Source organism: Streptomyces glaucescens, assembly GCF_002154375.1.
GTDB classification, from domain to species: domain Bacteria; phylum Actinomycetota; class Actinomycetes; order Streptomycetales; family Streptomycetaceae; genus Streptomyces; species Streptomyces glaucescens.
The window spans coordinates 1-16,603 of record NZ_MUND01000282.1 but is presented as its reverse complement, the minus strand read 5'-3'; the positions used below and the strand labels follow the sequence as shown (position 1 = coordinate 16,603).

Here is a 16,603-nt window from a genome sequence, read left to right as displayed (position 1 = left end):
CCCGGCGCCGGGCGGCGCAGCAGCCGCGGGCGGCGCTGGTAACGCCCCACCCTGCCCGGTCCGCCGGGGGTCGTCGTCGCCTTGCGGCTCGGCGCCGGGGACGGCGTTCATCGGGCGTACGCCCCGAGGCCGACGAGGCAGTACACGTACTCGTTGATGGTCGTCCCGTTCAGGGTGTAGCGGGACGAGAAGGCGTACTGGGTCTGGGGGTTGCTCTCACAGCGGCTCATGTCCGAGGTGAAGGGGAACGTCTCGATGACCTTGTAGTGGGCGCCGGGCGCGTCGCAGGCGACCTCGTCGATGTCGTCGACGCTCTGGGCGGTGGTGGAGTCCGGCAGTTCGCCGTCGAGGCAGGTGCCGGAGGTGTAGGGGTCGGGGGGTTCCTCGGTCTCGGTGGGTGCCGCGAAGAACGGGTCGTCGGTGGGCGTCGCGGGGTACGGGTCGTCGGCGGGCGGCTCGTACGGCGATGCGCCGGGCGACTCGTACGGCGACTCGTGCGGTGTCGAGCCGGGGGACGAGGAGCCGCCGGCGTTGTCGTCGGCCTGGTTCGTGCACCCCGCGGCCAGGAGCACGGCCCCGGCGGCCGCGAGCGCCGCACGGCACCCACGAGCCCCCGCACCGGGCTGCTGCGCAGTCTGTGACATGCCGTCAGTGTGGTGCAGCGGACGGTGATGCTGGAAGTTCTTTCTAGAAATCCGTTCCAGGAATTCAGGTGATCTACGCTGCGGACATGAGCCCCAAGCAGCAACGTGGTGCGGCGACCGCCGAGGTCCTCCTGGACACCGCTCTGCGCGTCTACGCCGAGACCGGCGAACAGGGGCTGACCGTGGCTGCCCTCACCAAGGCGAGCGGGGTCAGCCTCGGCAGCCTCTACCACCACTTCGGCAGCATCGACGGCCTGCTGGACGCGCTGACGCAGCGCTGGCTCGACCGGCTCCTCGGCGAACTGCTGGAGGCGCTGCGGCAGACCCGCACCGCCCGGACCGGCATCCGCGCGCTCGTCCGGACCTACCTGGCCTTCGTCCGGGAGTACCCGGACGCCTCCCGCCTGCTGCACTCCTCACGGGCCGACCGGAGGGCCATGGCCCTGGCACGGGAGTTGCGGGACGCGCAGGAGGCGCGCGTCTCGGCGTTCGGGCTGTGGATGCAGGCACACATCGACTCGGGCGAGGTGGCGCCACTGCCCCAGCCGCTGATCGAGTCCCTGGTGCTGGGCCCGGTCGTGGCGGTGGCGCGACGCTGGCTGTCCGGGCTGGGCGATGTCGACCTGGACGAGGCGGTACGGGTGCTGCCGGACCGGATCTGGCACGCGATCGGAGCAACGCGGTGAACCGTCCGGTTCAGTCCTCGTAGAAGGCCCGGAAGACACCGGCCTCCGACCCGGACGCCACGACCAGTCCGCTCGGCGGTGTATCCGCTGAGGCACTCGGACTCGGCCTCGGCGTTCAGCAGGTCGGCGTCCGGCCGGCCGCGCGCCGCCGTCCTGTTGGTCCAGCAGGCGGGCTCGGGGCCGAACCGCGCGAGGATCTCCCGGGCGGCGCGGAAGAGCGCTTCCTCGCGGTTGTCGAAGTCCGGGGTGCGCGCGGCCTGGAACCACTCGCCCTCGAGCGAGACGAGAAGCCGGACGGCGGACTCGGGCGTGACCGGGTGGAGCGCCGCGCCGAGTCCGCCGGCGGCCCACGGGAGGAAGGGCTCGTGGCTGCCGGCGAGTCCGCTGGTCGAGTGCTCGGGCGCGAAGTTCACCGCCTGCCAGCCGCGCGGGTCCCGGGTCAGCAGCCGCATCACCGCGGACGCGTCCCGGCGCCAGTCCTCGTCCGTCCGGGGCCCCACGGCGGCGAAGGGCCGGCCCCCGCCGAACAGTTCCCCCACGGCCGCCGCCCACGCGTCGGCACCGGCCACCGTCACCGCAGCCGCGACGACGACAGGATCGACAGCAAGTGGGCCGGGACCATCAGCCAGGTGATGACCGCGAGACCCGCCAGCGCCCAGCGGGTGGCCTCCACGCCGCCCACGGCCAGGTCCGCGACGGCCGCGGCGAGGAGGACCAGGGAGGCCTCGATGCCGTTCGTCACCCGGTGGATCCTGAACGCGGCGGCGACCCGCCGTACCGTCGCCGCGCCCTGGGAGCGCGGCCGGGTCGCCTCGTCGTCCGCGACCGCGAGGCCGCGGCGGGCCCGGGCCACGTCCACCAGGTCGGTGGAGGCCTTGAGCAGCACGACGCCGAGCGCGGTGGCGATCCCGAGGGACAACCAGCCGCCCAGGCCCGACTCGGCGGCCCGGAACCCGGCGCCCGCCAGCAGCGCGGCGTCGGCGAGATAGGCGCCGAGGCGGTCGACGTAGATGCCGGTCGCGCTGTTCTGCCCCTTCCAGCGGGCGACTTCGCCGTCCACGCAGTCGAAGAGGAGGAACAGCTGCATGAGCAGCACGGCGAGGACCGCGCCGGTCAGGCCCGGGATCATCAGCGCCGCACCGGAGGCCACCCCGCAGCCGACCATCGTCCAGGTGAGCTGGTCGGGGGTGACGGGGGTGCGGACCAGCTGGCGGGTCAGCCGCAGGGAGATCCGCCGCATGTAGAGCCGGCCCGCCCAGTGCTCGCCGTTGCGGCTGGCCAGCTTCGCCCGCGGCTGGCAGACCTCCCGCAGCTCCTCCAGAACCGGTGCGGCGACCATGACCGTTCCTTCCGCCAGAACCCCGAACTGCCGCCTGCGCGCGCGGCGATGACGGCTCAGGTTACAGAGCACCCGGCGGTGTCCCGGGACTCGGGGACGGATCGTCCGCGCCCCGCCTCACGACGGGAGGGGTGGACGCCATCACCCGGTCGGTGCCCAGGGAACCCGTGATCCGCGGCAGGTCCGGCCGATCGCTGCGCTTACGGGCAGCCGGTAATAGGTTGACCGTTCGCGCCGCTCCGATGTGCGGACCGGTCGACGGCGGCGCGGGAAAAATTCTCGAAGAAAGTCGCCGTCGGATGTCGAGGACCCGTTCCCGGCTCCGACTGAGGGGTGACAGCGCGCCGACGGGGCACGCGGGAACGAGGGGACACCCGAGATGAAGTACGTCGCGATGATCTACGGCAACCAGGCCAAGTGGGACTCCTTCCCGGCCGAGGCGTGGCCGGAGGCGATCGCCAAGCAGGAGGCGTTCAACAAGCGGTACCGCGAGAGCGGTGAACTCCTCGGCGCCTACGGCCTGGCCGACGCGGCCAACGCCCAGCTCGTGCGCCGCGAGGACGGCGCCCCGGCGGTCACCGACGGCCCCTACCTGGAGACCAAGGAGTACATCGCCAGCTTCTACCTGCTCGACTGCGACAGCCTGGAGCGGGCGCAGGCGATCGCCGCGGACATGCCGTTCGCCGACGTCGAGCCGGTCGAGCTGTGGCCCGTCCTGCACGAGTCCGCGGCGGACGTGTGACCGCCGAGCGCCACGCCGCCGGGCACAGCGCCGCCGAGGACCTGCTGCGCGAGCTGGCGCCGCAGGTCCTCGGCGCGCTCGTGCGCCGCTACGGTGCCTTCGACGCGTGCGAGGACGCGGTCCAGGAAGCCCTGCTGGCCGCCGCCCTGCAGTGGCCCGAGGCCGGCGTCCCGGACAATCCCCGGGGCTGGCTGGTCACCGTCGCCTCCCGCAAGCTGGTCGACCAGATCCGCAGTGACAGCGCTCGCCGGCGCCGCGAGGACACCCTCGCCCTGGCCACTCCGCAGGCCGAACTGCTCGGCCACGCCGCCGACACCGTGCCCGACGCGGACCGGGACGACTCGCTGGCCCTGCTGTTCCTGTGCTGCCACCCCGCGCTGTCACCGGCCGGCCGGATCGCACTGACCCTGCGCGCGGTCGGCGGCCTGACCACCGCGCAGATCGCCGCGGCCTTCCTGGTGCCCGAGGCGACCATGGCCCAGCGCATCAGCCGGGCCAAGCAGACCGTCAAGGCGTCCGGCATCCCCCTGGCCGTGCCGGAGGGGGCCGGCCTCACCGAGCGGCTGGCCGAGGTGCGGCACGTGCTCTACCTGGTCTTCAACGAGGGGTACACGACCACCGGCGGTGCCGATGACACCGGTCTGACCGCGCCGGAACTGTCCACCGAAGCGATCCGGCTCACCCGGATGCTGCACCGCCTGGTACCCGACGACACCGAGACCGCCGGTCTCCTCGCGCTGATGCTGCTCACCGACGCCCGCCGCCCCGCCCGCACCGGCCCGTCCGGCGAAGTGGTGCCGCTGGCGGAACAGGACCGCGGCCGGTGGGACCGCCGTGCCATCGCGGAGGGAGTGGACCTGATCGGCCGGACCCTGCCGCGCGGCCGGGTCGGCCCGTACCAACTGCAGGCTGCCATCGCGGCCGTGCACGACGAGGCCGAGGACACCGACACCACCGACTGGCCCCAGATCCTCGCTCTGTACGACCTTCTGGAACGGTTCGGACCGAACCCGATGGTCTCCCTCAACCGCGCGGTCGCCGTCGCCATGGTCCACGGGCCGACCGCGGGACTCGACCTGGTCACGGCACTGGAGGCGGACAGGCGCATGGCTCGCCACCACCGACTGCTCGCCACCCGTGCCCACCTCCTCGAACTCCTCGGCGAACACGAGGCCGCGGCGGCCTCCTACCGCGAAGCCGCCCACCGCACCACCAGTGCCCCCGAGCGCCGCCACCTCAGCGCCCGTGCCCACCGCCTGAAGGCCCGCGTGTGACGCGCCGTGGCGGTGGAGGGCGGGGCGCTCGCCCTGCCGCGTGAGAGGCGTGGGGCAGCCGGACGGGGTGGTTGCCCCGGCGCCGCGGGCCCAGCACAGTGGCGGCATGCAGCCCCTGGACGACACCACCGCGCGCGCCTGGCTCGTCACCGCCCTCGCCGAGGCCCGTGCCGGTCTCGCCGAGGGCGGCATCCCGATCGGCGCCGCGCTCTACGGCGCCGACGGCGGTCTCCTCGGGCGGGGCCGCAACCGCCGCGTCCAGGACGGCGATCCCGCGACGCACGCGGAGACGGCGGCCTTCCGGGCGGCGGGACGGCAGCGGTCGTACCGGGGCACGACCATGGTCACCACCCTCTCCCCGTGCTGGTACTGCTCCGGGCTGGTCCGCCAGTTCGGCATCTCCCGGGTCGTCGTCGGCGACGCCGTCACCTTCCAGGGCGGGCACGACTGGCTGGCCGCGCACGGTGTGGAGATCGTGCTGCTGGACGATCCGGGATGTGTGGCGCTGATGAGGGCGTTCGTGGCGGAGCGTCCGGAGCTGTGGAACGAGGACATCGGGGAGTGAGTCCCCGGCCCCCGCCCGTGTTTTCCCCCCGGTGGCCGGCGTTCCGCCGAATTCGTGACCCAACGGTCACCACGCGACCTGGTCCGAATCAACTCCCTCTCCTTAACCTGAAGTTGGGGACCGCGTCGAACGGGGGAGGTGCGGTGGCGCACAGACGGTTGCACGGGCGCGGGGCACTGTTAGGGACGGATCCGGCCGGTCTCGTGCCGCGGCTGGTGGGGCTGCGTCCGCACCAGCACCGCGCGGTGCCCGTGGAGCACCCGCGCGAGGTGCCGTTCGTCGTGCTCACCGGGGCCCGCGGGCTCGGCAAGAGCGCCGTACTGGAGGAGTTGCAGGAGGCCTACCGGGGGCACACGCCCGTCGCGCTGGTCGACTGCGCCGCCGTGGAGTTCGCGGCACCCCCCTCGGGGCGCCCCGCCGAGGCCTGGTCACCGCTCGCCCAGGCGCTGCTCGTCATCGCCGAGCAGCTGGCCGCGCCGGTCACCGGGGCCGGGCGGATCCAGTTCCCCCGGCTGATGTCGGGGCTGGTCGCGGTCGCGGCCGGCGGCTGGGGCGACGCCGACTCGGAGCGGATCCGGCGCGAGGTGGAGCGGATCCTGCTGCTGAACGAGAGCGGCTCGTGGCTGTCGGGGATCGCCGGGCGGTGGGCCGGGCGGGTCGCCGTGAACGTGGTGACGGCCGTGACCGGGACCGGGCAGCTGCTGACCGCCGCCATCGAGGCCACCCTCGACTCGCTGTCCGAGGGGTTCGGCAACCGGCGGCACCAGCGCGCCTCCGTCTGGTACCAGGACTATCCCAACGCGGGCGGGCACGCCCGGCGCGGGCTCATGCTGCTCTCCGGCCACTTCCGGGCCGGCGGCACCTCCCGGCAGCACGCGGAGCGCCATCTGGTCCGGGCGCTGCTCGCCGACCTCACCGACGCCTACGCCGGAGTGCTGCCCCGCATGCAGCGCATCGGGCGCCCGCTGATCCTCGTCGACAACGCGCAGAGCCCGCCCGGTCCCGGCCTCGTCGACGCCGTGCTGCGCGACCGCGCCGAGGACATCGCCGACCAGGTGGTGTTCGTCGCCGGGCTGCGCGGCACCGGCGCGTTCCTGCGCAGTGCCGTCCGGCGGGAGCTGTCCGAACTGGCGCGGCGCACCGACTGGACCCCGGACGCGGGGGCGCCGTCCTCCCGGGCCCTGCTGGTGCCGCTGCCGCCGCTCAGCCCGGACGACACCCTGCACATCGTGGGCGCCGCGTGCGGCGAGCTGCCCGTGCCGCCGCAGCTGCCGCACGCCGTCCACCGGCTGACCGGCGGGAATCCGCTCGGCATCACCGTCCTGGCCGAGGCCGCCGCCCAGCGGCTGCCCGAGGCGGCCTCGCCGGCCGCGTTGCTGACCGGTGAGGTACGGCTCACCCGGGACCAGCCCGGTGCGCCCGCCTACCGGGAACTCCTCGACCGGCTCGCGCCCGCCGACCGGCTCGGCGAACTCACCGTCCTCGCCGCCGCCCACGACTACGACTCCGCCTGCGCCCTCGCCGACGCGCTGCTCCCCGACAGCTTCGGGCCCGCGGACGTACGGGCCCTGCGGACCCGGCTCGCGGAGGAGGGGCTGCCGGTGGCCGCCGGGCAGTTCGTCGGGGATCCGTTCGTGCGGACCCTGCTGCTGCTCCGGCTGCACCACCTGGACGCCGACCACACCCGCTGGCGGCGGGCCCACGAGACGCTGATCCGGCACTACGCGCCCGACCGGGACGACGCCGTACGGGCCGGCTACCGGCTGCACCACCAGCTCGCCCTCGGGGCCGACGCCTCCGCCATCGGGCATCTCCGCGACACCTTCCCCGCCCTGGACACCCGCGCCTGGCTGGCCACCCTCCGTTTCGTCGCCTCCGCGCCCTACTTCCACGCCCACGACGAGGCGGGCCGTGACTTCACCGGGCAGGGCGACCGGCGCGCGGCGGTCGCGCTCGGCCGGACCGACGCGGAGCACCCGGTGCCGGACGGGGCGGACCCGGCACTGCATCTGCGGGTGCGGCGGCTGCTGCACGCGGTGTGGCAGCTGTCCGACCCGCTGGTGCTGCCGGACGCCACGGTGTGCGACCGGTTGCGGTTCGAGCTGGAGCAGCTGTCGAACCTGCGGCCCGCGGGCAACGCGCTGCTGTGGCGGGCCTCCCGGGAGTGGCCCGAGGACGCCCTCGCCGGACGGCCGCTGCGGCTGCCGGAGGACGACGACGACCGGAACGCTGGGGGTGCGTGATGCGACGCGGATTCTGGGTCTGGCTGCGGGAGGACGTCTGGGAGATCCCGCTGCGCCGGTATCTGGCCCTGCTGCTGTCCGCCGTCCTGGTGGCCGGGGCGGTCCTCGCCGTCCGCACGGTCACTCGTGAGGACCGGTCCTGCGCCCCCGGTGTCGTACGCCTGGAGGGCAGCGACGAGTGCGTGGGCGTGTCGACGACGGCGTACGACTTCGGGCAGCCGCGGCTGCGGGAGCTGCTGGCGGCGATCGACCGGGAGAACCGTTCCCTCAAGGAGGGGAGCTACGTCACCGTCGCCCTCCTGGAGCCGTTCACCGCGACCGACCGCGACACCGTCAACCACGTACTCCACCAGCTCCAGGGCACCTACCTGGCGCAGTACCAGGCCAACCACTCCGCCAACGGGCAGACCCCGGCGATCCGGCTGGCGCTGGCCAACCTCGGGGCCGGCGGGCAGCACTGGGAGCACACCGTCGGCCGGCTGGCGGAGCTGGCGAAGGGGCCGGAGCGGCTGCGCGCGGTGACCGGCATCGGGCAGAGCACCGAGAACACCAAGAACGCCGTCCGGGAACTGACCCGGCACGGCATCCCCGTGATCGGTTCCTCCATCACCGCCGACGACCTCGCCAACGGGCAGAACGGCACCGACCCGTTCCCCGGCCTCGCCCGGGTCGCCCCCACCAACACCGACGAGGCCCGCGCGCTCGCCTCCTTCGCCAAGGTCACCGCGGGGCGGGCCCTGCTGGTCTACGACAAGCCGGGCGATCCGTACACGCGCACCCTCCAGAAGTCGTTCTCCCGGCTCATCGAGGGCTCCCCGTACGAGCCGCAGCCGTTCACCCCGCCCGCCGACCGCAGCCAGGAGGGCACCACCGCCAACACCTTCCGGCAGATCACCCACCTGGTGTGCGACACCTCCCGGGCGACCGACACCATCCTCTTCGCCGGACGCCACACCCAGCTGCGGCAGTTCGTCAACGCGCTCGGCGGACGCGGCTGCCAGGACCGCAAGTTCACCGTCCTCACCGGCGACGAGGGCTCCTACCTCACCGGCGACCACGACCTCGACCGCGACGCCCTGCGCAACCTCTCCGTGCGCTACACCGCCCTCGCCCACCCGGACGCCTTCACCGAGGACCCGGTGCCCAGCGGCGGCTCGGCGGCCGACACCGCGGCGCTGAACGGCCTGCTGGCGAGCGGCAGGGGCGAGCCCGTCGGGCCGATCGGCCCGGTCTCCCTCGAGGACGGCCAGCTGATCATCGCCTACGACGCGATGCGGCTCGCCGTCCACGGCATCCGCGAGGCGACGCCCGACGGCCGTACGGACCCCCCGCTGACCGATGTGGGACTCCAGTGGCCGCAGGTGAAGGGCTCGCTGCGGGTGAACGGGGCCAGCGGGTGGATCTGCCTGGACGTGCACGGCAACCCGTACGACAAGGCCGTACCGATCGTCGAGCTGACGGCGCAGGGGCGTGCGAGGTTCGTGCAGATCGCGTGGCCGGAGGGGAAGCCGCCGGGGAAGGAGTGCCTCCCGCCGTCGTAGTCACGGGGACGGCGGCAGATCCCCGATCAGGCGTTCGAATCGAGCCCGCCATGCGGACTCCGACTCCCCCTCCCCCTCGAACTCGTGCGTGAACCGGAGCACGCTCGCCCCCTCGCCGTCCCGCTCCAGGTGGAACCGGATCCGGCCCGCGCCCTCCACGGTGTACTCCGCGACCCGGTCCACGTCCCAGGCGGTCACCCGCCCCGACCCCAGATCACGCAGGGTGACGGCCCCGCCCAGCCGGGGCTCCAGCTCGTCCGCCGGGGTGAACCAGGACGCCAGCCCCTCCGGGGTGGAGAACGCCGACCAGACCGCCTCCATGACCCCCGGAAGCCGCACCGTGAAGTGCAGGATGTGCGTGTTCCCGTGGGTCTGGCTGGTGCCCTGCTCGATCGATCCGGTCCTCGATCCGGTCTTTCCGGTCATGACACCAGCGTGACCCCTGGCCGGGGGATGCGCACGCGGTTACGGGCGCTGGCCGGGCTCGTCGACGACGGCGCGCTCCAGGACGGCGAAGCGCCCGGTCACCTCGCCCTTCTCGAAACCCGAGGGCAGGTCCTCGACGGCGACCTCACGCTCGCCGAGGAACTCCTTGGTCTCCTTGTCGAAAATCAGCTCGACCCGCTCCCCGTCGTCGACCCGGGCCACCGCCACACCGTGCCGGCCCGCCGCGTCGACCGTGTCGTCCACGACGAACACCCCGGAGATCTTCGCCGCGGCCCGGTAGAGCGCGGCCGCCTGCGCGGGCGGCATCAGCGACTCGCGGGCGAGGTCGCCGACGAGCACGAAATTGGCTTCGTCCTTGCTGCTGCTGCCCTCGCTCACGCTGTTCAGCCACTCGTACATCTCGTCCGGGTCGGTGGGGAGGGTCTCAAGATGCCGGTAGTTGGTGTTGGACGGGATGCCAGGAGTCTGCTTTTCCAACGGCTCGTGATGCGCCCTGGCGAAGGGATCGTGCAGCATGCCCTCCTGGGAGCCGTCCACCGACAGCCAGATCTCCCGCCGGTGGACGGGTTGCAGCTTCGCCGGTCCCTCGTCGCCCGTCTGCGTGGTCCATCCGCCCTTGCTCTTGATGTACACGAACTGGTCGTCCCGTATGCCGGCCGGGGCATCGGCCTTCTCCGCCGCCAACGCGATGTCCTCCAGAAGCGCCGCGGCCTCCTTCGACGCCCGCGGAGCGGGTTCCCCGGACGGCACCGCCACGGTCAGTGCCACGGCGGTGACGGCGGCCACCGTGCCCGCGACCAGGGCCGGGCGCAGCCACCTGCGGCGCGGGCGGGCGGGGGCTTCGTCGGGGCGCCGGATCTCGGTCATCAGATGCTCCTTGAGGAGTCGGTGACGGCCCGGCGGAAGGTCTCGTTCGGGAAGCTGGTTCATCGGTTTCCCTCCCTGATGGGCCTGACCGCGGTGGTGCGGTCACCTTTCAGCTGTCCGCGCCCCGAAGGCGGTTCCATGTGTTTCGCGAGCTTTGCCCGTGCTCGTGACAGTCGCGACCGTACGGTCCCCACCGGCACCCCCAGCGCCTGCGCCGCCGCCGCGTAGTCCAGCCCCGACCACACGCACAGCGCGAGCACCTCCCGCTCGGCCCGCCGCAGCCGCGCCAGCGCGGTGCGTACGGCGGCCAGTTGCGCCGCGTCGTCCAGCCGCCCCGCGACCTCCTCGGCGAAGTCCCGCACCGCCTCCTCGCGGGGCAGCCGCGCCATCGCGGCCGCGTGCCGCCGGGCGGCGCGGCGGGTGGTGCGGGTGACGTTGGTGGCGATGCCGAGCAGCCAGGGCCGCACCGACCCGCCCTCCGTGTCGAGCCGTTCGCGCAGCCGCCAGGCGTCCAGGAAGGTCAGTGAGACGACGTCCTCGGCGACCGCCCAGTCCCCCGTGAGGCGGTAGGCGTGGTTGTAGACGGAGCGCGCGTACGCGTCGAACAGCTCACCGAAGGCATCGTGGTCCCCCGCGCGGATGCGTGTCCGCAGATTCGTGTCCACGCCTCCTTGCCTGTCCGCACGACGAAGGCCGGTTCCCGTGACCCAGGTCACGGGAACCGGCCTCTCAGGCTGGGGGGTTCAGAACCCGACGGCCTGGAGCGCTCCGAGGCCGACGTCGGCGTAGGAGTGCTTGCCGGAGACGAAGATGTTCACGCCGTAGTAGTTGAACAGCCAGCAGCCGAAGGCGGCCAGCGCCAGGTAGGCGGCCTTGCGGCCCTTCCAGCCGGCGGTGGCGCGGGCGTGCAGGTAGCAGGCGTAGGCGACCCAGGTGATGAAGGACCAGACCTCCTTGGGGTCCCAGCCCCAGTAGCGGCCCCACGCGTCGCCCGCCCAGATGGCACCGGCGACGATCGTGAACGTCCACAGGGGGAAGGCCGCCGCGTTGATGCGGTAGGAGAACTTGTCCAGCGAGGCGGCGGCGGGCAGCCGCTCCAGGACCGAGGAGGCGAAGCGGCCGGGCTTGCCGCCGCGGGCCAGCTTGTTCTCGTAGGAGTCGCGGAAGAGGTAGAGGACCGTGCTGACCGCGGCCAGGTAGAAGACCGCGCCGCAGAAGATCGCGGTGGAGACGTGGATGTACAGCCAGTACGAGTGGAGCGCGGGAACCAATTGGTCACTGGCGGTGTACAGGACAGTGACGGCGAGGCCGAGATCGAGGAGGACCGTGGTGATCAGGAACAGCCCGATCCAGCGGACGTTCTTCTTCAGCGCCAGCAGCACGAGGTACGTCCCCACGGCGACCGTGGAGAAGGTGATGTTGAACTCGTACATGTTGCCCCACGGCGCCCGCTCCACCGAGAGGGCCCGCGCGAGCACCCCGCCGAACTCCAGCAGAAAGGCGAGCACGGTGAGCGAGATGGCGATACGCCCGTAGAGGTCGCCCTTCTCGGTCCCGCCGTGCGCTCCCGGCCCGTCGGGCACGTCCCGGGCTCCGGCCTGCGCCCGCACGGTGACCTGCGGCCGCTCCAGCACGGCCGTGCCGCCGGCCTTCTGCACGGTCACGGCCGGGCCGGCCTGGGCCCCGGCCTTGCCGGGGGTGAGCGCGGCGGCGGTGCGGGCCACCTTGCTGCGGCTGCCGAAGAGCCATTCGGCGATGTACGCGAAGAAGGCCAGGGTGTAGACGGCCATCGCGGAGTAGATCAGCGTGTTGCTGAGGTTCGCGAGACTTTCGTTCGTCGCGGCGGCGAGAGTCACTTGTGGTCAGACCCTTCGGCAGGTACGGGGGATTCTGAGGGGTCGTCGGCATCGGGCGCGCCCGGTGCCTTCTCGTAGAGGATCGCGGCCAGCTCGCCCAGTTCCTCGGGCACCTTGGCGGACTCGCTGCGGCCGAGCCCGGCCATCTCGACCACGGTGACGCCGTCCGGGCCCTCGGTCGCCCGCACCCACACCCGCCGGCGCTGGATGAACAGCGAGCCGGACAGGCCGAGGATCGCGATGACGGCACCGGCGAGCGCCCAGCCGCCGCCCGGCTCCTGCACGACCTGGAAGCCGGCCCATTCCCTGACCTCCCGCTCGAAGGTGATCGAGCCGGCGCCGTCCGGCAGCGTCAGGGTGTCACCGGGCTTCAGCTGCTTCTTCAGCAGCTCGCCCTTGTCGTCCTTGAACTCCTTGAGGTGCTTCTTGTCCAGCTGGTACACGCTCTGCGGGATGCCCGAGTTCACGCCGAGGTCGCCGTGGTAGGCGGAGACCGCGAGCATCGGGTTCACCAGCGCGGGGAACTGCGACAGCATGGTGCCGCCGCCGTAGGTCGGCAGGAAGAACAGGTTGAAGCCGAGCTGCTCGCTCTTGCCCTTGGCGTTCTTGTAGCCGTCCATCACCTTCACCACGCCGGAGGAGGTGACGTTCCCGTCGAGGGGCAGCAGCGGCACGGCGTCCTGGTAGACGATCTCGCCCTTGCCGTCGCGGACCGTGACCACGGGCGCGTAACCGTGGCTGACCAGGTAGACCTTGGCGTCGCCGACCTCCAGCGGCTCGTTGACCTCGACGGTGGTCCTGCGCTCCTTGCCGTAGGCGCCCTCGCTGTAGGTCAGCTCCGCCTGGTAGACGCGCGGGGTGCCCTTGTTGGGGCCGGAGGTCTCGTAGGTGCCGGTGAAGTTCTCCAGGTCGAAGCTGAACGGCTCCAGGTCGTCGTTGTGGAACAGGCTGCCGGACTTGAAGTCGTCGTACTGGGAGAGGATGTTCGCGAATCCGTCGCCCTCCACGATCAGCTTGTTGCCCTCGGACTTGAACAGCTGGCCCCAGCCGAAGGCGATCAGCAGCACGATCAGCGCGATGTGGAAGGCGAGGTTCCCGGCCTCGCGCAGATAGCCCTTCTCGGCGGCGACCGCGTCACCGGCGACATGGGCGCGGAACCGGCGCTGCTTCACGATCTCCAGCGCCGCCTGCCGCACCTCCTCCGGCTTCGCCCCGGTGCGCCAGGTGGTGTGCGCGGGCAGCCGGGTCAGCCGCTTGGGGGCGGCCGGCGGACGGCCGCGCAGCTGGCCGACGAACTGCCAGGTGCGGGGGACGATGCACCCGATGAGGGAGACGAACAGCAGGATGTAGATCGCGGAGAACCACACCGAGCTGTAGACGTTGAAGAGGCCCAGCTTGTCGTAGAGGGGCGCGAGGGTGGTGTGCTGCTCGCGGAAGTCCTCGACCTTGGTGGCGTCGATGCCGGTCTGCGGGATCAGCGAGCCGGGGATCGCCGCCAGCGACAGCAGCAGGAGCAGCAGCAGCGCCACCCGCATCGAGGTCAGCTGCCGCCAGAACCAGCGGATCCAGCCGATCACACCCAGCGCGGGCAGGTTCGGGGCCTCCTCGCGCGGCGCGGTGGACAGCTGGGAGCCCGCGGCACCGAGGTCCTGGTCCGCGTCCTGGCCCTTCTCCGGACCCTTCTCCGGGCCCTTCTCCTGGCCTTCGGGGGCGCTGGTTGTCGTCTTGCTCATGGATCAGATCCCCACAGTGAAGCCGTTGGACCAGGTCTGCATCTCCTGCACGAAGCGGTCCCAGGCACCGGTCAGCAGCAGCACGCCGGTGACGATCATCATCGTGCCTCCGATGCGCATCACCCAGACATAGTGGCGCTTGACCCAGCCGAAGGCGCCGAGGGCCTTGCGGAAGGCGACCGCGGCGAGCACGAAGGGGACACCGAGACCGAGGCAGTAGGCGACGGTCAGCAGGGCGCCGCGGCCCGCGCTGGCCTGCTCGAAGGAGAGTGCCTGGACGGAGGCGAGCGTCGGGCCGATGCACGGCGTCCAGCCGATGCCGAACAGCGCGCCGAGGAAGGGCGCGCCGAGGAGCCCGGCGGCCGGCCGCTTGTGGAAGCGGAACTCGCGCTGGGTGAGCCAGGGCATCAGGCCCATGAAGAACACGCCCATGAGGACCATGAGCACACCGAGCACCTTGGACAGGGTGTCCTGGTGCTCGCGCAGGGTGAAGCCGAAGTAGCCGAACAGCGCCCCGCCGGAGACGAAGACGGCCGTGAAGCCGAGGACGAAGAGGGAGGCCCCGGCCACCATCCGCCCGCGTCGGGCCTCGGCCAGGTCGGTGCCGCTGACCCCGGTGACATAGGACAGATAGCCGGGGACGAGCGGCAGCACGCACGGCGAGAAGAAGGAGACGAGACCACCGAGCACGGCGATCGGCAGGGCGAGCAGCAGCGCGCCGTGCATCACCGTGCCGTTGTAGTCCGTCGCGGCGGCGAGAGTGGCGCTCACGTCACTTCTCCGCCAGGACCGGCTCGATCATGCCGCGCAGCTTGTCCTCGCTGAGGGCGGAGAGGGCACGGGCCGCGATCTTCCCGTCCCGGTCGATGACCAGCGTGGAGGGGATGAGCTGCGGGTTGAGGGTGCCCTTCTCGAAGCGGAGCATCAGCTTGCCCGTCGGGTCGTACAGGCTGGGGAAGGTGATCCCCTGCTCCTTCTCGAAGGCGAGCGCCGGGGTGACGCTGGTGTCGCGGGTGTTGACGCCGACGAACTGGACGCCCTGGTCCTTGACGTCCTTGTAGACCTTCTCGAAGTTCTTCGCCTCGATCCGGCAGGGTCCGCACCAGGAGCCCCAGAAGTTCAGCACCACGATCTTGCCCCGGTAGTCGCCGGTGCTGAGCTGCTTGCCGTCGAGGGTCTCGCCGGACAGCTCGGGGGCCTGGGCGCGCTCGTCCTTGGCCGCCGTGGCGATGCCTTCCTCGCCGGTGACGAGGTTGGTGTCACCGCCGCCCGAGGTTCCCCCGGACGTGCACGCGGACAGCGTCAGCGCGGCGACGGCGGCACCGGCGGCGAGCAGGGTGGTACGGCTGGCGGCACTCATGTGAAAAGTTTCGCATGCCCGTTCTGGGGATCTTGCGCACCCCCCTTACAGGTGGAAACCCCCATTTCAGAACCGCTTCCAGCCTCCGGCGGGCGCCTGGCCCACGCCCAGGGTGCGCAGCTTGGCCAGCACCTCGGGCCGCTGCACGTCCAGCCAGTCGGTGAACTGGCGGAAGGAGACCAGCCGCACGTCCTCGCCCTTGTCCTTCTCCCGCGCGATGTGCTTCAGCGCCTCCTCGACGGCGTCCATGTAGATGCCGCCGTTCCACTGCTCGAAGTGGTTGCCGATGAAGAAGGGTGCGCGGTTTGTCTCGTATGCCCGCTTGAATCCCTGGATGTAGGCCTGTGCCGACTGTTCGCGCCAGCCCGGGTAGTTGTGCGCGGGTGCGTTCGTGGAGTTCACGGACTGGTTGGCGAGCATGTTGTAGTCCATGGACAAGACCTCGAACGAGCGTCCGGGGAAAGGTATCTGCTGAAGGGGGAGGTCCCAGATCCCCTGCTTCTTGTCCGGCCACACCTGGAGGCCGCCGGGCGAGGAGGCGTCGTAGCGCCAGCCCAGCTCCCGCGCGACCGGCAGCAGGTTGTCCTGGCCGAGCAGACAGGGCGTACGGCCGCCGACGAGTTCCTTGTCGTAGTCGAAGGGCAGCGACGGCAGATCGGTCCACCCCGAGTTGGTCCGCCACTCCTTCACGAACGACTTCGCCTGGTCGATCTCGCTGCGCCACTGCTGCGGCGTCCAGTGGGCGACGGAGCCGTGGCCCTCACCGCAGAAGTGGCCGTTGAAATGGGTGCCGATCTCGTGCCCGTCGAGCCAGGCACGGCGGATGTTCTTCAGCGTGTCCTTGATGTGGCCGTCGGTGAGGTAGCCGATGTCGGAGGCGCCGCGCGGGTTGTTCGGCGGGTCGTAGAGCCGCTTCTTCGACTCGGGCAGCAGGTACAGCCCGGAGAGGAAGAAGGTCATGTGCGCGCCGTGCTCCTTCGCCAGGTCGAGGAAGCGGGGGAACAGCCCGTTGCCGACCTCGCCGGCCCCGTCCCAGGAGAAGACGACGAACTGTGGCGGAGTCTGACCCGGCTCCAGGGGCTCGGGGGCCGGGGGCTGGTTCGGCTGCTTGCCGGTGAAGGCGGTGGAGCCGTCGCCGATCGGCCGCACGGGCTGCCCGCTCGGCCTGCCCGTCCCCTCCCCCTCGCCTTCGCCCCTGCCCCTGCCGGTGGAACCTCCGGCGTGGGACGACCCCTCTGAAGAGGTGTGGGACCCGCACCCGGCGACCCCGAACGCGGCGGCGGCCCCCGCGCCGAGTCCGATCGCT

At 72.0% G+C, this 16,603-nt stretch carries 16 protein-coding genes; 6 read left to right on the top strand and 10 right to left on the bottom strand.

Features of this window, described 5'->3' with window-relative positions; all coding sequences use genetic code 11:
• Positions 1-107 precede the first annotated feature (107 nt).
• Positions 108-644 carry an LppU/SCO3897 family protein gene (locus CCN42_RS19330; protein WP_143661954.1) on the bottom strand — a complete coding sequence of 179 codons (537 nt, stop codon included), beginning with the start codon at positions 642-644 and terminating at the stop codon, positions 108-110.
• A gap of 86 nt (positions 645-730) precedes the next feature.
• On the opposite strand from CCN42_RS19330, the gene CCN42_RS19325 reads away from it, so the two are divergent.
• Positions 731-1,330, top strand: coding sequence for a TetR/AcrR family transcriptional regulator (locus CCN42_RS19325; RefSeq protein WP_086737369.1), 600 nt, complete (start codon positions 731-733; stop codon positions 1,328-1,330).
• A 571-nt stretch (positions 1,331-1,901) separates the two neighbouring features.
• Here CCN42_RS19325 and CCN42_RS19320 read toward each other — a convergent pair.
• Positions 1,902-2,669 carry a CDP-alcohol phosphatidyltransferase family protein gene (locus tag CCN42_RS19320; RefSeq protein WP_086737365.1) on the bottom strand — a complete coding sequence of 256 codons (768 nt, stop codon included), beginning with the start codon at positions 2,667-2,669 and terminating at the stop codon, positions 1,902-1,904.
• Between the two features lie 379 nt (positions 2,670-3,048).
• On the opposite strand from CCN42_RS19320, the gene CCN42_RS19315 reads away from it, so the two are divergent.
• The 5 genes from CCN42_RS19315 to CCN42_RS19295 all read left to right on the top strand — a co-directional run bounded on the left by CCN42_RS19315 (position 3,049) and on the right by CCN42_RS19295 (position 9,034).
• Positions 3,049-3,411 carry a YciI family protein gene (locus CCN42_RS19315; RefSeq protein ID WP_086737363.1) on the top strand — a complete coding sequence of 121 codons (363 nt, stop codon included), beginning with the start codon at positions 3,049-3,051 and terminating at the stop codon, positions 3,409-3,411.
• On the top strand, positions 3,408-4,685 hold the full coding sequence (locus CCN42_RS19310) for an RNA polymerase sigma factor (protein WP_086737361.1): 1,278 nt from the start codon (positions 3,408-3,410) through the stop codon (positions 4,683-4,685). The genes CCN42_RS19315 and CCN42_RS19310 overlap by 4 nt, the downstream gene beginning before the upstream one ends.
• A gap of 106 nt (positions 4,686-4,791) precedes the next feature.
• Positions 4,792-5,250 carry a nucleoside deaminase gene (locus CCN42_RS19305; RefSeq protein WP_086737359.1) on the top strand — a complete coding sequence of 153 codons (459 nt, stop codon included), beginning with the start codon at positions 4,792-4,794 and terminating at the stop codon, positions 5,248-5,250.
• Between the two features lie 203 nt (positions 5,251-5,453).
• Entirely contained in the window at positions 5,454-7,493 is a 2,040-nt protein-coding gene (locus tag CCN42_RS19300; RefSeq protein WP_245877370.1) for a hypothetical protein, read from the top strand.
• Entirely contained in the window at positions 7,493-9,034 is a 1,542-nt protein-coding gene (locus CCN42_RS19295) for an ABC transporter substrate-binding protein (RefSeq protein WP_211294745.1), read from the top strand. The genes CCN42_RS19300 and CCN42_RS19295 overlap by 1 nt, the downstream gene beginning before the upstream one ends.
• Here the strand turns inward: CCN42_RS19295 and CCN42_RS19290 are convergent, their stop codons facing one another.
• The 8 genes from CCN42_RS19290 to CCN42_RS19255 form a co-directional block, all read right to left on the bottom strand.
• Positions 9,035-9,460, bottom strand: coding sequence for an SRPBCC domain-containing protein (locus CCN42_RS19290; RefSeq protein WP_086737352.1), 426 nt, complete (start codon positions 9,458-9,460; stop codon positions 9,035-9,037). It lies immediately after the preceding gene.
• Between the two features lie 39 nt (positions 9,461-9,499).
• A complete protein-coding gene (locus CCN42_RS19285; RefSeq protein WP_086737350.1) occupies positions 9,500-10,411 on the bottom strand; it encodes a CU044_5270 family protein in 912 nt (303 codons plus the stop codon).
• Positions 10,408-11,013, bottom strand: coding sequence for an RNA polymerase sigma factor (locus CCN42_RS19280; RefSeq protein WP_086737348.1), 606 nt, complete (start codon positions 11,011-11,013; stop codon positions 10,408-10,410). The genes CCN42_RS19285 and CCN42_RS19280 overlap by 4 nt, the downstream gene beginning before the upstream one ends.
• Before the next feature lie 78 nt (positions 11,014-11,091).
• Positions 11,092-12,204, bottom strand: a complete 1,113-nt coding sequence (gene ccsB, locus CCN42_RS19275; protein ID WP_169731487.1) for a c-type cytochrome biogenesis protein CcsB — start codon at positions 12,202-12,204, stop codon at positions 11,092-11,094.
• Positions 12,201-13,937 (bottom strand): cytochrome c biogenesis protein ResB, encoded by a 1,737-nt coding sequence (gene resB, locus CCN42_RS19270; protein ID WP_086737346.1) that lies wholly within the window; start codon positions 13,935-13,937, stop codon positions 12,201-12,203. The genes ccsB and resB overlap by 4 nt, the downstream gene beginning before the upstream one ends.
• 3 nt (positions 13,938-13,940) lie before the next feature.
• A complete protein-coding gene (locus CCN42_RS19265; protein ID WP_086167874.1) occupies positions 13,941-14,663 on the bottom strand; it encodes a cytochrome c biogenesis CcdA family protein in 723 nt (240 codons plus the stop codon).
• Between the two features lie 46 nt (positions 14,664-14,709).
• On the bottom strand, positions 14,710-15,297 hold the full coding sequence (locus tag CCN42_RS19260) for a TlpA family protein disulfide reductase (RefSeq protein WP_086737344.1): 588 nt from the start codon (positions 15,295-15,297) through the stop codon (positions 14,710-14,712).
• Between the two features lie 66 nt (positions 15,298-15,363).
• Positions 15,364-16,599, bottom strand: a complete 1,236-nt coding sequence (locus CCN42_RS19255; RefSeq protein WP_086737342.1) for a polysaccharide deacetylase family protein — start codon at positions 16,597-16,599, stop codon at positions 15,364-15,366.
• Positions 16,600-16,603 lie beyond the last annotated feature (4 nt).